At 38.1% G+C, this 16,933-nt stretch carries 14 protein-coding genes; 4 read left to right on the top strand and 10 right to left on the bottom strand.

All coding sequences use genetic code 11. The features are described from left to right. Positions 1-19: 19 nt before the first annotated feature. The 6 genes from IEV69_RS05685 to tamL all read right to left on the bottom strand — a co-directional run bounded on the left by IEV69_RS05685 (position 20) and on the right by tamL (position 8,554). Positions 20-1,054, bottom strand: coding sequence for an FIDD domain-containing protein (locus tag IEV69_RS05685; protein ID WP_188440387.1), 1,035 nt, complete (start codon positions 1,052-1,054; stop codon positions 20-22). A gap of 131 nt (positions 1,055-1,185) precedes the next feature. Then, a complete protein-coding gene (locus IEV69_RS05680; protein WP_188440386.1) occupies positions 1,186-3,405 on the bottom strand; it encodes a polyribonucleotide nucleotidyltransferase in 2,220 nt (739 codons plus the stop codon). 160 nt (positions 3,406-3,565) lie between these two features. Beyond that, a complete protein-coding gene (gene rpsO, locus IEV69_RS05675; RefSeq protein ID WP_188440384.1) occupies positions 3,566-3,835 on the bottom strand; it encodes a 30S ribosomal protein S15 in 270 nt (89 codons plus the stop codon). 109 nt (positions 3,836-3,944) lie between these two features. Then, complete coding sequence (gene accD / locus IEV69_RS05670; RefSeq protein WP_188440382.1) at positions 3,945-4,808, bottom strand: acetyl-CoA carboxylase, carboxyltransferase subunit beta; 864 nt, start codon at positions 4,806-4,808, stop codon at positions 3,945-3,947. Positions 4,809-4,864: 56 nt separating this feature from the next. Continuing rightward, entirely contained in the window at positions 4,865-5,935 is a 1,071-nt protein-coding gene (gene fbaA / locus IEV69_RS05665) for a class II fructose-bisphosphate aldolase (RefSeq protein ID WP_188440380.1), read from the bottom strand. 45 nt (positions 5,936-5,980) lie between these two features. Further along, entirely contained in the window at positions 5,981-8,554 is a 2,574-nt protein-coding gene (gene tamL / locus IEV69_RS05660; protein ID WP_188440378.1) for a translocation and assembly module lipoprotein TamL, read from the bottom strand. Between the two features lie 38 nt (positions 8,555-8,592). Here tamL and IEV69_RS05655 point away from each other — a divergent pair, with 38 nt between their 5' ends. After that, positions 8,593-9,327, top strand: coding sequence for an RNA methyltransferase (locus IEV69_RS05655; RefSeq protein WP_188440376.1), 735 nt, complete (start codon positions 8,593-8,595; stop codon positions 9,325-9,327). Here IEV69_RS05655 and porT read toward each other — a convergent pair. Then, complete coding sequence (gene porT / locus IEV69_RS05650; RefSeq protein WP_188440374.1) at positions 9,314-10,015, bottom strand: type IX secretion/gliding motility protein PorT/SprT; 702 nt, start codon at positions 10,013-10,015, stop codon at positions 9,314-9,316. The genes IEV69_RS05655 and porT overlap by 14 nt on opposite strands. 4 nt (positions 10,016-10,019) lie before the next feature. Continuing rightward, complete coding sequence (gene ubiE, locus IEV69_RS05645) at positions 10,020-10,748, bottom strand: bifunctional demethylmenaquinone methyltransferase/2-methoxy-6-polyprenyl-1,4-benzoquinol methylase UbiE (RefSeq protein WP_188440372.1); 729 nt, start codon at positions 10,746-10,748, stop codon at positions 10,020-10,022. A gap of 159 nt (positions 10,749-10,907) precedes the next feature. Here ubiE and trkA point away from each other — a divergent pair, with 159 nt between their 5' ends. Beyond that, positions 10,908-12,257 (top strand): Trk system potassium transporter TrkA, encoded by a 1,350-nt coding sequence (trkA, locus tag IEV69_RS05640; RefSeq protein WP_188440370.1) that lies wholly within the window; start codon positions 10,908-10,910, stop codon positions 12,255-12,257. A 1-nt stretch (position 12,258) separates the two neighbouring features. Next, on the top strand, positions 12,259-13,767 hold the full coding sequence (locus tag IEV69_RS05635; RefSeq protein ID WP_188440368.1) for a TrkH family potassium uptake protein: 1,509 nt from the start codon (positions 12,259-12,261) through the stop codon (positions 13,765-13,767). Positions 13,768-13,854: 87 nt separating this feature from the next. Here IEV69_RS05635 and IEV69_RS05630 read toward each other — a convergent pair whose 3' ends face one another. After that, positions 13,855-15,042, bottom strand: a complete 1,188-nt coding sequence (locus IEV69_RS05630; RefSeq protein WP_188440366.1) for a pyridoxal phosphate-dependent aminotransferase — start codon at positions 15,040-15,042, stop codon at positions 13,855-13,857. A 21-nt stretch (positions 15,043-15,063) separates the two neighbouring features. Then, the gene (locus IEV69_RS05625; protein ID WP_188440364.1) at positions 15,064-16,164 is read right to left on the bottom strand and encodes a fatty acid desaturase family protein; all 1,101 of its coding nucleotides are present in this window, start codon (positions 16,162-16,164) and stop codon (positions 15,064-15,066) included. 134 nt (positions 16,165-16,298) lie between these two features. Between IEV69_RS05625 and rsmG the strand changes: the two genes are divergently transcribed. Next, positions 16,299-16,931 carry a 16S rRNA (guanine(527)-N(7))-methyltransferase RsmG gene (gene rsmG / locus IEV69_RS05620; protein WP_188440362.1) on the top strand — a complete coding sequence of 211 codons (633 nt, stop codon included), beginning with the start codon at positions 16,299-16,301 and terminating at the stop codon, positions 16,929-16,931. The last annotated feature ends 2 nt before the right edge of the window (positions 16,932-16,933 follow it).

The following is a 16,933-nucleotide window of genomic DNA, read 5'->3' as shown; positions in this document are numbered from 1 at the left end:
GTATCGTTTATAAAAAAAATTAATTACAAGGAATTGCTTCAATATTAAAAGAGCCAAAACCTGTAGTAGTGCCTGTTTGCATATCCAAAGATTTGAAATAAATAGTTTGTGGATTTTCAATATTGTTATAAGATGTTGAGGATATTTGGTTACTACCGGTTTGTGCATTCTCCAAAGTTTCATAAAATGAAAATTCAAGGGGGTGATTGGCACTATTTCCATAATTATACCCAAAACACAATACATATTGCTGCAGCGCGAAATTTGCTGTTCCTTCACTTCCTTCTATTTCACATTGGGTATAATTTTCTTCAAAACAAGGCAGCTCACAGTCTATACCGATTGAAAGGGTTTGACCTTCTGCAGTAAGTGTCATGAATTCATCTGAAGTATAGTCCAGTTCCCATTCAAAATTAAAAGCCTCAGCTACGACACCGTCGTCAATGAAATGCATATTTAGGTACAATTGATCTTCAATAAAGTAGGTGGTCCAGGTTCCAAAATAAACATTTGTAGTATGGTAAAGGTTGAATGTGCCGTCAGCATTATTTCTAAAATAGGCTCCTTCAAAGGTGGTGTTGCTGAAAGCAGTGATAACCCAGGCGCATTGTAATTCACAGAGGGTTTGGTTGCAATTACTAATTATTTCTTCTTTAAGACAATTCTCTATGGCTTCTTTTAACTCACTGTTAGTATTGATTTCTATCCATTCACCACTGGTTGTGGTACCGCTCATGGGGTAACTTAAACTAATGGACTCGTCTTCTTCGAGGTTTTCCAGAAGAAAAATGAATTCTTCGTTGTTGTTGACACCTTCAACCCGAAGGAATTCCTGGTTGCCGTCAAAAACAAAGATGGGAAATGAATAGTTGAATTGAATACAAGAAATGCCTTCACCAGATTCCGGTTCTGCGACTCGTTTCATAAGGTGGTATAATTCTGAATCTACTAATATATAATCTGTAGTATAACCAATTTCACCAACAGGCTCATTTTCACATGCCAAAAAAGGGAAAATCAATAATAAGACTATTAGCTTTCTATAATTTTTCATAATAAAACAATTAAATTTTCAAAAGACTTCTTTCCTTAATAGTCTTGACTTTTTAAAAAGGTTGCGTACAGATCAAAAAAAAACACCCCTAAAATTTAGAGGTGTTTTGGATGCTATTTTCTGACAATGAATTAGTCCCTTCTCGGTTTTCTGTCTCTGTCATTTCTTCCTCTGGAATCTCTTCCACGGTCATTTCTATCGTTACGATCACGTGGAGGTCTTTCGGTATAGCCTTCAGGTTTTGGTAACAAGGCTTTGCGCGAAACTTTTTCCTTACGTGTTCTTGGGTCTACTCCAAAGTATTTCACTTCAAATTCGTCACCCATATTCACAACGTCTGAAACATTTTCGGTGCGTTCCCACGCCAATTCTGAAACGTGCAACAATACTTCATTTCCGGGAGCGTCAAGATATTCTACCACAGCACCAAAGTCAAGCATTTTGATCACTTTTACTTTATAAGTACCGCCTACTTCCGGCTTGAACATCAATGAGTCAATTTTAGTAAGAACCATATCAATTCCTTCAGGGTCTGTACCTAAAATTTCAACAATTCCCTCTTCAGTAACAGGATCTTCGTTAATAACAATCGTGGTTCCTGAAGCTTTTTGAAGCTCCTGAATCACTTTACCACCGGGTCCGATCAAGGCACCTATGAACTCATTAGGAATTATTCTGGTGATGATTTTTGGAGCGTGTGGTTTCACATCAGCATTTGGCTCAGCAATGGTTTCAGTCAATTTCTCAAGAATGTGCAAACGGCCTTCACGGGCTTGCTTCAATGCTTTAATCAAAATTTCATAAGGCATTCCTTTTACTTTGATATCCATTTGACAGGCGGTGATACCGTCTGCTGTTCCGGTTACTTTAAAGTCCATGTCACCCAGATGATCTTCATCACCAAGAATGTCTGAAAGTACCGCAAAACGGTCGCCGTCAGAAATCAATCCCATTGCGATACCCGAGACCGGCTTTTTCATTTGGATACCTGCATCCATTAAAGCCATCGTTCCTGCACATACTGTTGCCATTGAAGATGAACCGTTTGATTCCAAAACTTCAGAAACAATTCTCACAGTATATGGACACTCATCAGGAATCATTCCTTTCAAGGCGCGTTGTGCAAGGTTTCCGTGACCAATTTCACGACGTGAAGTTCCCCTAATTGGGTAAGCTTCACCGGTACAAAATGGTGGGAAATTATAGTGTAAATAAAAACTTTCTTCACCTTGATGCGTTGGCATGTCAATCATATTTGACTCTCTGGAGGTTCCCAAAGTTACGGTTGCCAATGCCTGAGTTTCCCCACGAGTGAAAATTGCAGAACCGTGAACAGAAGGCAAATAGTCAATCTCACACCAAATGGGGCGGATATCTGTAGTTTTTCTTCCGTCAAGACGCAATCCTTCAGCTAGGGTCAATTCTCTTACTGCTTCTTTTTCGATTTTGTTGAAATAGGTTTTGATCAACGCTTCATTTTCCTCAAGTTCTTCTTCAGTAAATAAAGCCATTACTTCGTCTTTTACCGCTGAAAAAGCTTCGCCGCGCTCTCTTTTGCTGTGACCACCTTTAGCAATATCATATATTTTTTGATACGCTGCTTCGCGCACTTTGGCTGCAATTGATTCATCGCTTTTTGCTGGCTCATATTCACGCACCGGTTTTTTACCGAATGCTTCTGCTAAACGCAATTGAGCAGCACATTGTTCTTTAATAGCTTCGTGTGCAAACTTGATAGCATCAGCCATTTCCTCTTCTGAAATTTCTTTCATCTCACCTTCCACCATCATTACAGAATCTGCAGAAGCGCCTATAATCATATCAAGATCAGACTCCAGTAACTGGCTGCGGCTGGGGTTTAAAACAAACTCTCCATTGATTCTACCCACACGGGCTTCAGAAATGGCACATTCAAATGGGATGTCAGACAACTGAATTGCGGCTGATGCTGCCAAACCGGCAAGTGCATCAGGCATAACATCATCGTCATGAGACATCAATTGAATCATTACCTGCGTTTCGGTTTTATAATCTGAAGGGAATAAAGGGCGTAAAACGCGGTCTACTATTCTCATAGTTAGTACTTCACCATCACTTGGGCGTGCTTCTCTTTTGAAGAAACCACCGGGATAACGTCCGGCAGCCGCAAATTTTTCACGGTAATCAACAGTTAATGGAAAGAAATCCATTGTGCTCTCCTTGTAGGATGAAACAACGGTACACAGCAACATGGCTTTTCCCATTTGTACAACAACAGACCCGTGGGCTTGTTTTGCTAATTTTCCGGTTTCGATAGAAATTTCTCTACCGTCACCAAGGTCAATGACCTCTTTGTAAACTTTTGGTATCATAATAAATTAATAATAAACAAGCAGTATTGCCTGTTTGGTTAAACAATGGTCGTTGTGTTGTGTAGTAGTGTTGACCAATGAAAAACTAAAAGAGTAGCTTTTTCAGAAACTGCCTGAGGCAGGTATTATAAAAAAATGGGGCAAAAAGCCCCATTTAAAATTATTTTCTTAATCCTAATTCTTTTACGATAGCACGGTATCTAACAATATCTTTTTTCATAAGATAATCTAACAGAGACCTTCTTTTACCTACCAGTTTTACCAATGAACGCTCAGTATTGTAATCGTGAATGTTCCTTTTAAGGTGTTGTGATAAATGTTCAATTCGCGCTGTAAATAAGGCGATTTGTCCTTCAGCTGAACCGGTATCTGTTTTAGCTTTACCGTGTTTTTCAAAAATTTTTGTTTTGTCTTCTTTTGTTGGGTACATGCCAATATTATTTAAATGATTTTTATGTAAAAATTACCTCTCTGGTAATCAGGGTGCAAAAGTAGTGAAATAAAATTTATTATTTTACTCTTTAGTCACTATTTTTTAATTAAGCCGGAACCCTCAGTGGCCTGTTTAATAACAAGTCTATGTATTTATTGATATTCTTTTTTAAATCTTTTCTGTGTGAGATAAAGTCCAGGAAACCGTGCTCAAGCAAAAATTCTGCTGTTTGAAATCCGTCAGGGAGTTCTTTTCCGGTAGTATCCCTCACTACTCTGGGGCCCGCAAAACCAATGAGTGCACCGGGTTCAGAAATATTAATGTCTCCCAGCATGGCAAAAGAAGCTGTGGTTCCTCCGGTTGTGGGGTCTGTACACAATGATATGTAGGGCACTTTAGCATCAGATAGTTGTGCCAGTTTAGCCGATGTTTTTGCCAGCTGCATCAATGAAAAGGCAGCTTCCATCATTCGGGCACCCCCACTTTTTGAGATTATTAATAAAGGGATTTTCTTTTTAAGCGCATAGTCGGCCGCACGGGTTATTTTTTCACCCACCACGGCGCCCATAGAACCACCAATGAATGTAAAATCCATACAGGCAATCACAAGGTCTTCACCCATAGATTTTCCAACAGCTGTCCTTACAGCATCTTTTAAACCGGTCTTTTTTTCAGCTTCTTTGAGTCTGTGAGGATATTTTTTAGTGTCTTCAAATTTTAAAGGATCTTTTGAAGATAAATTTTTATCGAGCTCTTTGAAATTGTTGTCGTCAAAAAGGATTTCAAAATATTCCTTACTTCCAATGCGCACGTGATAGCCATCTTCAGGGCTAACGTAAAAGTTTTTTGCCAACTGTTCGGCATCTACAATCTTACCGGTAGGGGATTTATACCAAAGACCTTTGGGGACATCTTTTTTATTCTCAGTGGGGGTTTGAATCCCTTTTTTTGTTCTTTTAAACCAAGCCATTGATTTATTATTTTAGATTAAAGATATAAGATATTTTAATTTAGTATACTGTATGCTTAAAGTGTGTTGATATTGTTGAGATCTTTGAATGCCTGTTCAAGGCGCTTTTTAAAAGTCATTTCGCCTTCACGTAACCATTTTCTAGGGTCATAATATTTTTTATTTGGCAGTTCTTCCCCTTCGGGATTTCCAATTTGTGTTTTTAAGTAATCTAGGTTATTGACCATATAGTCTCTGATGCCTTCTGTAAATGCAAACTGGAGGTCGGTGTCAATATTCATTTTTATCACTCCATAACCAATAGCTTCCCTGATTTCTTCAACTGAAGAACCACTTCCTCCGTGAAACACAAAATCAATAGGGTTGTGACCGGTGCCAAATTTTTTCTGAACATACTCCTGAGAGTTTTTAAGAATGACCGGAGTGAGTTTTACGTTTCCGGGTTTATAAACACCGTGAACGTTTCCAAATGCCGCTGCAATGGTAAACTGATCGCTCACTTTTTTAAGTTCTTCATATGCAAAAGCGACTTCTTCAGGTTGGGTATACAATTTGGAGGAGTCAACACCTGTGTTGTCCACGCCGTCTTCTTCACCGCCGGTAATACCCAGTTCAATTTCAAGGGTCATTCCCATTTTGCTCATCCGTTGAAGGTAGCGCTTTGAGATTTCAATATTTTCTTCGATGGGCTCTTCCGAAAGGTCCAGCATATGAGAACTGTATAGCGGAATACCATATTTTTTATAATGAACTTCGCCAGCATCGAGTAGTCCGTCTATCCACGGCAATAATTTTTTTGCACAATGGTCTGTATGTAAAATAACGGTAGCGCCATAAGCTTTAGCAAGTTCGTGTATATGTTTAGCACCCGCAACACCTCCGGCAATGGCCGCTTTTTGATGTTCATTTGAAAGTCCTTTTCCTGCATTGAAATGCGCCCCTCCATTTGAAAATTGAATGATTACAGGTGAATTTAAAGCTGCAGCGGTTTCCAAAACGGTATTGATGGAATTTGAACCCACTACATTGACTGCGGGAAGAGCAAAGCCTTTTTCTTTAGCTAACTGATGGATTTCCTGTACTGCTTTTCCGGTTGCAACACCGGGTTGAATAGTGTGATTTACCATGATTGAGTACTATTTTAGTAAGTACAAAAGTATAAAAATATAAACTTAAAAAGGGTAGTTTATGCCGATGTTTAATACTGTATTGCTAAAGTTGTATTCCTTAAACCATCTATCACCTTCTTCTCTGGCTGGATTATAGGTTTTAAATCCAAGGTCTCCTCTGAGCACAAAAAATCCAAAATCATACCTCAGTCCAAAGCCTGAGCCAAGGGCGACGTTTTTAAGGTCTGAAAATTCTTCAAAAGTTGATTTTTCGTCTGTTATATTGTCGAGTGCATTCCAGATGTTTCCAGCATCAACAAACAAAGCACCTTTGAAGGAACCCAAAATAGTAAAACGGTATTCAATATTGGCCGCAAGCTTAAAGTTGGCTTCATTAAACTCATCACCACGGTCACTTGCTCCGGGACCTAATTTAAATGGTAACCAGCCTCTGTTGTCGTTGGGCCCTCCTGCAAAATAACTTCGGCTAAAGGGAATACTGTTTGAGTTTCCGTAAGGGATGGCTATGCCGCCAAAAAGACGCATTGCAACCTGGGTTTGTTTGTTGACCTCCCAATATCTCACATATTCACCGTCAAATTTTACATATTGTGAAAAGGTGACATTGAAAACTTCATAATTGTCATTGTTGTTTTTCTCTATTCCTGCCAGTGAAGAAACACCTGCTAATAGATTTCCGGCAAATTCAAGCTTTAACCTGATGCGCGAAAACTGGTTGTCAAAAACCGATTGTCTTGAGTCTCTAATCCAGGAAATATTGGAGGCAAAAATAAGGTTGTTTTCGGTGAGTCTGTCTTTTTGTTGGTTAATGTTTCTAATGGTTTGTCGGTCTTCTTCAGTGAGGCCTTGCAAGTCAGTTTGATTAAAATCATTGAGGAATCCTTCAGCTCCTTCGGGTATAATAAGCGATTGGGGGTTGTTATTGTCGTCCAGGTTAAAGTAAAAAGGATTGATGTTTGAACTGTTTTCAAGTGCAATGTCATTCAATCTGTCATAGGAATTTTTATAGACATTGAAGTAATTTCCTGTATTCAAATTTCTAATGTACTGAACGTTGGCGAGATCCATTCTGTAAGTGTGAATGCGAGAAGGGCTCCATTTGTAGTTCCAAATTAGATTGGTTGTTTGTTTATCAAGGCCAATATTACTCTGACTGCTTGCTCCCACACTTAAATTGGTGTAAGGCGACATATATTTAGGAATAATGCCTTCAGTGTTTAAAGGGAACAAAATTCTGGGTACTCCCAGTTTAACATCGCCCCCCACTTCTGAAAGGTTGAAAAAGCGGCTGTCTCTTTCTGCAACATCTTTAGAGGAACCGATGCTCCCCCTTACTGATATTTCAAGTGTTTCAGCACCCTTAAAAACATTTCTGGTCAAAAAGGAAGTGCTGAAACCAATTCCTATGTCCTGAATATTTGAAGTGGAAACATCCACATCAAAATTTGCTCCAAACTTTTTTCGTGGAGTTAATAAAATGGTAGCGATTAAATCAGTATCTGTACTGTCGGCCGGGTCGATTTCATAACTGATGTTTGGATATCTAAACACTCTTAGTTCACTTAAATGATTGTATGTAAGGGTGCGGTCTGTATCTTTAAAAATTCCGCCGGGTTCAATAAATACAGCGTCTGTTATGGCCTTGGGCCTGTAGCTCATTTTGTCATAACTATAGAGAGTGTAGCCATTAAAATTTACAGAGTCCTGGAATTTTTTATTGCGATTTTCAAAACTGTAATCTGTTATGATTTTAATTTTTTGAACTTTATGAATCTTAAAGGGTTCCCTTAGGGTTGTATCGCCAGATTGAATAGCTCGGTCGCTGATGAGGTATTCAATGTTGGCTTTGTGTCCTGTATTTACAGTGTCTGAAATAAATGAGATAGCCTCCTGATTAAAGTGAAACAAGCCTGAATTCCGCATTTGAACAGTGACACGGTCTCTTTCATCTGCAAAATTATTTCGGGAATATTGTTGTCCAGATCTAATCAGACTTTTTCTTTCAGTGGATTTAAAAAGGGAGTCGACGATGGGGGAGTCTATTTTTTTTACGATAGAATCTAAAAAATAAGGTTGTTGCCTTTCCACTTTATAAATAATAGAAGCCCGTTTTTCTTTTAAAGTGTCTTCAATAATTTCATAACTTGCTTTGGCATTGAGCCAGCCAAAACTTTTATAGTATTCTTCAATGCGTTCTTTTGATCGTTCGGCCCGGTCCTTTCTAATAACTACCGGAGCTTCCCCATTACTTTTAATCCAGTTATTGAAACCCACTTTATAGTTGACGATTTCATCCACTTGTTTTTGTGAAAAAATGCTGACGAGTCGTTTTTTCTTTTGTGGGGTTTTATATAACTGTGCATAGTAAACAGAATCTGTTTTTTCACTGGCCAAGTTGTAAAAGTGCAACGCAATGGGGATGGTTAAAAGACGGGAGTTGGGTTCCTGAATGATCTGACTGTAAGCACCGGCATCTGAACTCTCTTGGTCGTCAATTAAAATGGTATTTTTAGTGAGTAAAAAATCATTTTCGCTAACTTTTTTAACGGCATCGCAAGAGCTCAGTATGATGAGGGTTAGCAGAAATAATGGTATTTTTGCAAATAGCTTTTTCAAAAAGTAGATTAATTAGTGTTCAAAAATACAAGTTTTGCATGGTAAGCAAAAGCCAAATAAAGTTAATAACGTCTTTACAGCAAAAAAAATTCAGAATAAAACATCAATTATTTTTTGTCGAAGGTACAAAAGTTATTCAGGAGTTTTATCAGGCAGGGTGGAAGTTGCATTCACTTTTTGCGACTTCATTAATTTCGGGTTTGCCCGAAAGTAAAACGACCGAAGTTTCGCCCACTGACCTCAAGAAAATCAGCGTCTTGAAAAGTCCAAATACGGCGCTGGCAGTTTTTGAAATTTCAGCATCCAAAAGTTATAGCAATAAAGGTATTCAGGTTGCGCTCAATGATGTGAGAGATCCGGGGAATTTAGGCACCATCATTCGTTTGTGTGATTGGTTTGGAGTTCAACAACTTATCTGTTCCAGCGATACGGTAGATTGTTACAATCCAAAAGTTTTACAGGCGTCGATGGGCTCCCTTGCCAGAGTTAATGTGGTGTATAAAGAGCTGGATGCTTTTTTTACCAATGAAAACAGTTTACCTGTTTATGGAGCTTTTATGGATGGTCAATCTGTTTATGAGGAACAACTTCCCAGTGATGCGATCATATTAATGGGTAATGAGGGTAAAGGCATTTCAGTAGAACTAGAACCCTTTTTAACAAAAAAAATAAGCATCCCTCAGTTTGGTAATTCGAAAGAAACAGAAAGTCTCAATGTGGCCATGGCTACTTCCATTTTGCTGAGTGAATTTCACCGTTCTATTGGAAAGTGAAGTTGATAAAAACACCTCTTGAAGAAAGCTTGTCTATATTCACGGTATAAGGACTGTTAGGATCCACGTCTCTGATCAGCTCATCGTTTAAAGCAAAAACACCTCTGATAGATGGTGTAAATTTGAAGTAAAAAAGATAAAAGTCAATTCCAAAGCCAAGTTCATAATAGTAATTATTGGTTGTCATTCTGAACCGGCCAACGCTGTTGTCTTCTGGGTTTTGTTCGTCACTGGTAAGGTCAAAAGAAGTAGAAACGCCCGCTACAAGAAAAGGTTTAAAGTTATTAAGTCTTTTGGTGGAAACCTTGAGCAATAGTGGTATATGGATGTAAGTTGACTTCACTTCTCTAAGGTAGTCACGTTCTTCCTCAAAACCGGGATAAATTAAATTGCGTTCTGTATAGTATAATCCGGGTTCCAGTCTTAAGTTAAAATAGTCGTTTAGTCTTAAATCACCAATCAGCCCTACATTAAAACCGCCGTTGGCTTCCACAAATATATCTGGGTCACCTGTTTCGTTTTTATAATCAAATTTGAAGTCATAGTTGTTAAACCCCAAAAAATATCCCCAACTCCATCTTCGTTTATCAAAGTTTTCAAGATTTGCAAGACGCTCTTTAGAAAATAATTGAGCCTGAGCTGTTTCCACTAAAAAGAGCAATGCCAATATCAAAAAAATATTCTTCATAAATCTATTTTGATGCTAAGTAGATACTTGCAACCCCAAAGGTTTGCGGTTTATTTTTCACTTCTTTAAACCCAATTTTTCTCAAAATATTGTTGAAGTTTTCACCATGAGGAAATACAGAAGCACTTTCACTTAAATAATTATAGGCGACTTTGTCTTTTGAGAAGAGTTTTCCTACTAATGGGAGTATATATTTGGTGTGAAAAAAGTACCCTTGTTTGAAAGGAACTTTAGTAGGAACTGAGGTTTCCAAAACTACAAATGTTCCACCAGGCTTTAAAACCCTTAAAATCTCTGAAAGCCCTTTTTCAAGGTTTTCAAAATTTCTTACACCAAAGGCCACCGTGATTGCATCAAAGCTATTGTCTTCAAATGGCATCTCTTCAGAATCTCCTTGAATAAAATCAATTTTATCAGTTAGTTTTTGTTTGATGACTTTTTTTCTTGCGATTGAAAGCATCCCTTCAGAAAGGTCAAAACCCACGATTTTTTTGATATCAAATTGAGCAAAACTGATGGCTAGGTCACCAGTTCCGGTAGCAATATCGAGAACTGTTTCAGGATTTGTTTCCATTACAAATTTGATGACTTTCTTTCGCCATTTTCTATCTATTCCCAATGAAATCACCCTGTTTAAACCATCATAATTACCTGAAATGGTGTCAAACATTTTCTCTACCTGCTTCTTTTTGTTGAGGTCAGATTCCTTATAGGGTTTTACTTTCTCACTCATATCAATATTTTGTGCAAATATAGCATTTTAGCATTGCTTTTTTCATAATAGAATTTTAAATGAAATGAGGGTGCTTGTTTATTTTTATAGTAACTTTGTTATACTTTTCGTTTCAACAACCATAAAGAATAATAGCTTGGTTTGTAAATTTTTATACCGATGAAAATTATTATTGCAGGGGCCGGTGAAGTAGGTTTTCACTTAGCAAAATTACTGTCCTATGAATCTCAGGATATCACTTTGATTGACAATGTGAAAGACAGTTTGTCGTATGCCGAAACACATTTGGATATCAGGGTTTTAAAAGGTGATTGTACATCTCCTTCAGTACTGAAAGATGCTCATATAGATCGTGCGGATATGTTGATTGGTGTTACTTCCAGTGAAACCACAAATATCACTGCTTGTTTTATTGCCAAACAAATGGGTGCCAAAAAAACTATTGCACGTATTTCAAACACCGAATGGATCAAGAATAAAGATGAAATTGGATTTTCAACTTTTGGTATTGACGAATTGATTTCACCTGAGTCTCTGGCTTCTGCCGAAATAGAACTCTTGTTAAATCAGAGTGCTTTTAGCAACACGTATCAATTTGAAGACGGTGTGCTCACAATGTTTGGAATCAAACTTCCCAGAACGGCTTTGTTTGTTGGCAAAACAGTGAAAGAGGCCGCTGAGGTGTATCCCGGAATTGAATTTATACCTATTGCTATTCAGCGTTTTGGGACGCAATATACCCTAATACCACGAGGGGACACAGTGTATAAAGAAGGTGATCAGGTTTATTTTTTAACTACGTTAGAAGGTGTAGAAGAGGTTTATAAATTAACCGGAAAAATCAGAGAAGACATTAAAAATGTGATGATTTTAGGAGGTAGTAAGATTGGATTTAAAACCGCACGCGAATTATGTAGAAATCATTTTAGGGTAAAGCTGATAGAAAGCAATAAACAAAAAGCCTTTGATCTGGCAGATATGTTACCCAATGTGCTGGTCATTAATACCGATGGAAGAAATGTAGAATTGCTGGAGGAGGAATCTATCCAGGATATGGATGCTTTTATTGCCGTCACCGGAAATAGTGAAACCAACATAATGTCGTGCCTTGTTGCCAAATCCAAAGGTGTAAAAAAGACCATAGCACTGGTAGAGAATATGGACTATTTTCAATTATCACAATCCATAGGAATTGATACGTTAATCAATAAAAAACTATTGGCTGCCAATGATATTTTCAGATACATCCGAAAAGGGGAAGTAGTAGCGATGACCAAACTCACCAATATGAATGCCGAGCTACTGGAATTTGTGGTTTCCTCAAGTTCGTTTGTTGTTGACAAGACCATCCGTTCACTTGACTTTACCAGGTCAGCAATTATAGGTGGGGTAATTCGCAATGGAAACGGGTTGATAGCGACTCCCAATTTTGTCATTAAAAGTGGAGATAGGGTAGTGGTGTGCTGTTTGCCCCACGCCATTAGTAAAGTAGAAAAATATTTTAATTAATATGACACGCTTTACGAGACGTTTCAACTTTAAGATAATTTGTCATTTTTTGGCTGTTCTTTTGGTGTTTAATGGATTTTTTATGTTGGCAGCTTCCGCCGTGAGTTTGTATTTTGAGGATGGAGTGACCACCGGGATATTTTCAGCGGGAGTTTTAACATTGTTTGTTGGCTCAGTGATTTTCCTTCTTACCAAAAATCACAAAAAAGAAATCAAGAAAAGAGACGGGTATATTATTGTCACCTTTGGCTGGCTTATTATGGCGTTTAGCGGCACTTTGCCTTATGTGATGACGGGTGCCATCCCTAATTTTACGAATGCTTTTTTTGAAACCATGAGTGGCTTTACAACCACCGGGGCTACCATTTTGAATGAAATTGAAAGCCTTCCTGAAAGTATTTTGTTTTGGAGAAGTTTGACACATTGGATTGGTGGTATGGGAATTATTGTATTAGCTATTGCAATTCTACCACTGTTGGGAATTGGAGGGATGCAGCTGTTTGCAGCAGAGGCTCCGGGGCCAAGCAGTGATAAATTACACCCGCGAATTACAGACACTGCCAAAAGACTTTGGTTGATTTATTTTTTGTATACCTTGATCCAAACCCTTTTACTGAATCTTGCTGGGATGTCACTTTTTGACGCTATCAATCATTCAATGTCAACTTTAAGCACCGGTGGGTTCTCAACAAAAAATGCCAGCATAGCTCATTGGAACGATATTCCTGCAATTCAATACATTACAATTGTTTTTATGTTCCTTGCAGGAACCAATTTTGTGTTGAGTTATTTTGCTTTCAAAGGGAGATTCTCTAAAATATTTCGAGATGAAGAGTTTCGCTTGTATGGTGTTTTTATTTTAATTTTTACGTTCATTGTCGCATCAATCGTTTATTTCCAGGCAGATTTTTCAATTTCATCTATAGCACATCCTGAAGTATTTGGCAAACTTGAGGCATCTATAAGACATGCATTGTTTCAGGTGCTGGCTATAGTCACCACTACAGGTTTTGTTACGGCCGATTATACTATGTGGACACCCTTTTTAACGATGTTTTTCTTTGGGTTAATGTTTTTGGGAGGTTCTGCAGGTTCCACATCGGGTGGGATGAAAATTGTGAGACACTTAATCACTATCAAAAATGGCATTTTAGAGTTTAAAAGAGCTTTCCACGCGCATGCAGTGCTTCCTGTTCGGTATAATGAAAGAGCTATTCCTCAATCAATTGTATTTAATATTCTGGCCTTTTTTATATTTTACATTTTACTTTTTATTATAGGCGTGGCTGTGTTTTCGTTCCTGGGGCTGGATTTTCAAACAGCACTTGGAGGGGCGGCTTCCACACTTGGTAATGTGGGACCTGCACTTGGAGGTTTAGGGCCGGTATTTTCTTATGATATGTTACCCACACTTGGTAAATGGTGGGCCACTTTCCTGATGCTTGTGGGACGTTTAGAGCTTTTTACGGTACTGATATTATTGACTCCTTTTTTCTGGAGGAACAGGTAAAAGAGTATTGAGTGTTCAGTTTACAAAAAAAGGTGAATTCTTTGTTTATTATATAAAACTAAGCTGAATGATAATAATTTTTATTGTTTAACCTAACACTTCTTTAATCCGCTTGATTGCTTCCCTGATTTCTTGTTCAGAAGCGGCATAAGATAGTCGAATGCAATTGGGGTCACCGAAGGCTTCACCGGTAACGGTAGCTACCAATGCTTCTTCCAAAAGAAGTAACGAAAAGTCTCCTGCATTGTCAATTTTTTTACCGCGTATGGTCTTTCCAAAAAAGCTGGAAATATCGGGAAAAACATAAAATGCCCCTTCGGGAGTATTGGTTTTCATACCGGGTATTTCACTCAAGAGATCGAGAATTAAAGCTCTTCTGTTTTTGAAGGCTTCCACCATATATTGAATTTCATTTGGAGAGGCTTCCAGCGCAACAATGGTTGCCATTTGTGCAATGGCATTGGCGCCACTGGTAATTTGCCCTTGAATTTTATTACAAGCCTTGGCAATCCATGTAGGGGCACCTATATAACCAATGCGCCATCCGGTCATTGAAAAGGCTTTGGAAACTCCATTTACAACGATGGTACGGTCATACATATCTTCAAATTGAGCCATGGAAAAGTGCTCGTTTCCAAAATTAATGTGCTCATAAATCTCATCGGAAACGACATAAATGTTTGGGTGTTTTTTTAACACATCTGCCAGTGCTCTCAACTCATCCTTACTGTAAACAGAACCACTGGGATTGCAGGGAGAGCTGTACATCACCAATTTGGTTTTTGGAGTTATGGCCGCTTCCAGTTGTTGAGGGGTGATTTTAAAGTTGGTTTCAATTGTAGTTGAAATTTCAACTGGGACGCCTTCAGCCAGTTTTACCAAATCACTGTAACTTACCCAATATGGAGCGGGTAAAATCACTTCATCTCCCGGATTGAGCATCACCATCGTTATGTTTGCCAACGATTGTTTTGCTCCGGTGGAGACTACAATTTGAGAGGGCTCATAACTTAAATGATTGTCTCTTTTAAATTTTTTGATGATTGCATTTTTAAGTTCGGCATAACCATCAACAGGGGGGTAAGCGTGAATGTCATCTCGAATTGCTTCGATGGCAGCATCTTTAATAAATTCGGGAATAGTAAAGTCAGGTTCACCTAAGCTCAACCCTATGATATCTTTCCCCTGGCTTTTTAACTCCCTTGCTTTTGCAGCCATGGCCAATGTGGCCGAGGTTGACATATTGTTAACTCTGTCGGATAAATGTTTTTCCATAAAAAAAGCTGATTCTACTGTTTATGCACTTAAAGCTGGTTTCATTCCCATTTCCTTCAGGTGACTGAAATGAGAAAAAATGGCATTGCGTGTTGTTTTGTATTCGTGATAAGGCAAATCAAACTCTCTGGCAGTTTCTTTCACAATTTTTGAAATCTTGGTGTAATGCACGTGGCTAATGTTTGGAAAAATGTGATGTTCTACCTGATGGTTTAAGCCACCTGTATACCAGTTTACTATTTTGTTTTTGGTGGCAAAATTTACCGTTGTGTATAATTGGTGTATGGCCCAGGTATTCTTCATGGTTCCTGTTTCATCGGGAAGCGGCATTTGTGCATCCTTTACCATATGAGCTAATTGAAAAACAACACTTAAGATAACACCTGCTACATAATGCATCACAAAAAAACCAATCAAAACTTTCCACCAAGCGATAGATAGAATAAGCATTGGGATCACAATCCAGATTGAGACATAAATTATTTTTGAAATCACAACAATGCTCCACTGCTTGACGGGGTTAGGAAACTCACCATATGAAAGTTTTCTTTTCAGATAATTTCGGGTTTGTTTGAAGTCTGTAGTTAAAGCCCAGTTGAACGTTAAAAGGCCGTATAATAATACAGAATACAAATGCTGGTATTTGTGAAAACGTTTCCATTCAGAGTGTTTACTGAAACGCATAATGCGTCCGGCTTCCATGTCTTCATCGTGCCCGTGTATGTTAGTATAGGTATGATGCAATACATTGTGTTGCACCTGCCAGTTGTAAACATTTCCTGCAAGGATGTATATGGTGCTCCCCATAAATTTATTGACCCATTTTTTGGAAGAATAGGACCCATGATTGCCATCGTGCATAACATTCATACCCACACCGGCCATTCCCACTCCCATCACGATGGTGAGCAAGAGTTGAGCCCATCCGGGCATATTTAGGGTAAGTAATAAGAAATAAGGTGTTAAAAAAATTGCAAACATGGCAATTGTTTTCAAGTGGAGTTTCCAGTTGCCCGTTTTCTTTATATTTTTTTCTTTGAAATAATCGTTGACCCGAGCGTTCAAAGTTCTAAAAAAATTGGCAGGATCTTTTCTCGAGAAGCGAATTGTGGTTGTATTCATTGTGTATTTTTTGGTAATAACGTTTTACACGCAATTTTAATATTGACAAATATAATTATAAATTCAAGTCTTCCTTCTAGGATTGGCAAAAAATTAAATCTTAATTGATTAATTTTGCTCACTTAAAATTGTTTATGAATCTGATTACTAAGTATTTCCCGGAGATTACCCAAGAGCAACGTGTTCACTTTACTATGCTGCAAGAGTTGTACCACGATTGGAATTTGAAAATAAATGTAGTCTCCAGGAAAGATATTGATGAACTTTATCTTCGGCATGTGTTGCATTCACTGGCCATTGCCAAAGTGCAGGATTTTAAGCCCAATGCTCAAATTTTAGATGTTGGCACAGGGGGTGGTTTTCCCGGAATTCCTTTGGCAATATTATTTCCGGAAACCAATTTTTATCTGGTAGATTCAATCGGAAAAAAAATCAAAGTAGTTAATCAGGTGGTGGAAGGTTTAGGAATACAAAATGTAAAAACCACTAACGACAGGGTGGAAAATGTTCAGGGATCTTATGATTTCATCGTAAGTCGTGCTGTAGCGGCAATGCCCACTTTTGTGCATTGGGTGGAAGGTAAAATTGCCAAAAAAAGCATCCACAACCTTCAAAATGGCATTTTATACTTAAAAGGTGGTGACTTAACTGAAGAGTTGAAAGAGTATTCTAAAGCTAAGGAGTTTTTATTGACAGATTTTTTTGAAGAACCTTTTTTTGAAACCAAAAAAGTAGTTTACCTTCCGTTAAAATTTAAGAAAAAGTAATT

The organism is Planktosalinus lacus (genome assembly GCF_014640155.1).
Taxonomy (GTDB): domain Bacteria; phylum Bacteroidota; class Bacteroidia; order Flavobacteriales; family Flavobacteriaceae; genus Planktosalinus; species Planktosalinus lacus.
Note: the sequence above shows the minus strand (reverse complement) of the source record. Positions and strands in the feature narration are given on the sequence as shown.

Coding starts and splice junctions, on each gene's coding strand:
- IEV69_RS05685 (WP_188440387.1), bottom strand. CDS start 1,054: ATGAAAAATTATAGAAAGCTAATAGTCTTATTATTGATTTTCCCTTTT.
- IEV69_RS05680 (WP_188440386.1), bottom strand. CDS start 3,405: ATGATACCAAAAGTTTACAAAGAGGTCATTGACCTTGGTGACGGTAGA.
- rpsO (WP_188440384.1), bottom strand. CDS start 3,835: ATGTACCCAACAAAAGAAGACAAAACAAAAATTTTTGAAAAACACGGT.
- accD (WP_188440382.1), bottom strand. CDS start 4,808: ATGGCTTGGTTTAAAAGAACAAAAAAAGGGATTCAAACCCCCACTGAG.
- fbaA (WP_188440380.1), bottom strand. CDS start 5,935: ATGGTAAATCACACTATTCAACCCGGTGTTGCAACCGGAAAAGCAGTA.
- IEV69_RS05655 (WP_188440376.1), top strand. CDS start 8,593: ATGGTAAGCAAAAGCCAAATAAAGTTAATAACGTCTTTACAGCAAAAA.
- porT (WP_188440374.1), bottom strand. CDS start 10,015: ATGAAGAATATTTTTTTGATATTGGCATTGCTCTTTTTAGTGGAAACA.
- ubiE (WP_188440372.1), bottom strand. CDS start 10,748: ATGAGTGAGAAAGTAAAACCCTATAAGGAATCTGACCTCAACAAAAAG.
- trkA (WP_188440370.1), top strand. CDS start 10,908: ATGAAAATTATTATTGCAGGGGCCGGTGAAGTAGGTTTTCACTTAGCA.
- IEV69_RS05635 (WP_188440368.1), top strand. CDS start 12,259: ATGACACGCTTTACGAGACGTTTCAACTTTAAGATAATTTGTCATTTT.
- IEV69_RS05630 (WP_188440366.1), bottom strand. CDS start 15,042: ATGGAAAAACATTTATCCGACAGAGTTAACAATATGTCAACCTCGGCC.
- IEV69_RS05625 (WP_188440364.1), bottom strand. CDS start 16,164: ATGAATACAACCACAATTCGCTTCTCGAGAAAAGATCCTGCCAATTTT.
- rsmG (WP_188440362.1), top strand. CDS start 16,299: ATGAATCTGATTACTAAGTATTTCCCGGAGATTACCCAAGAGCAACGT.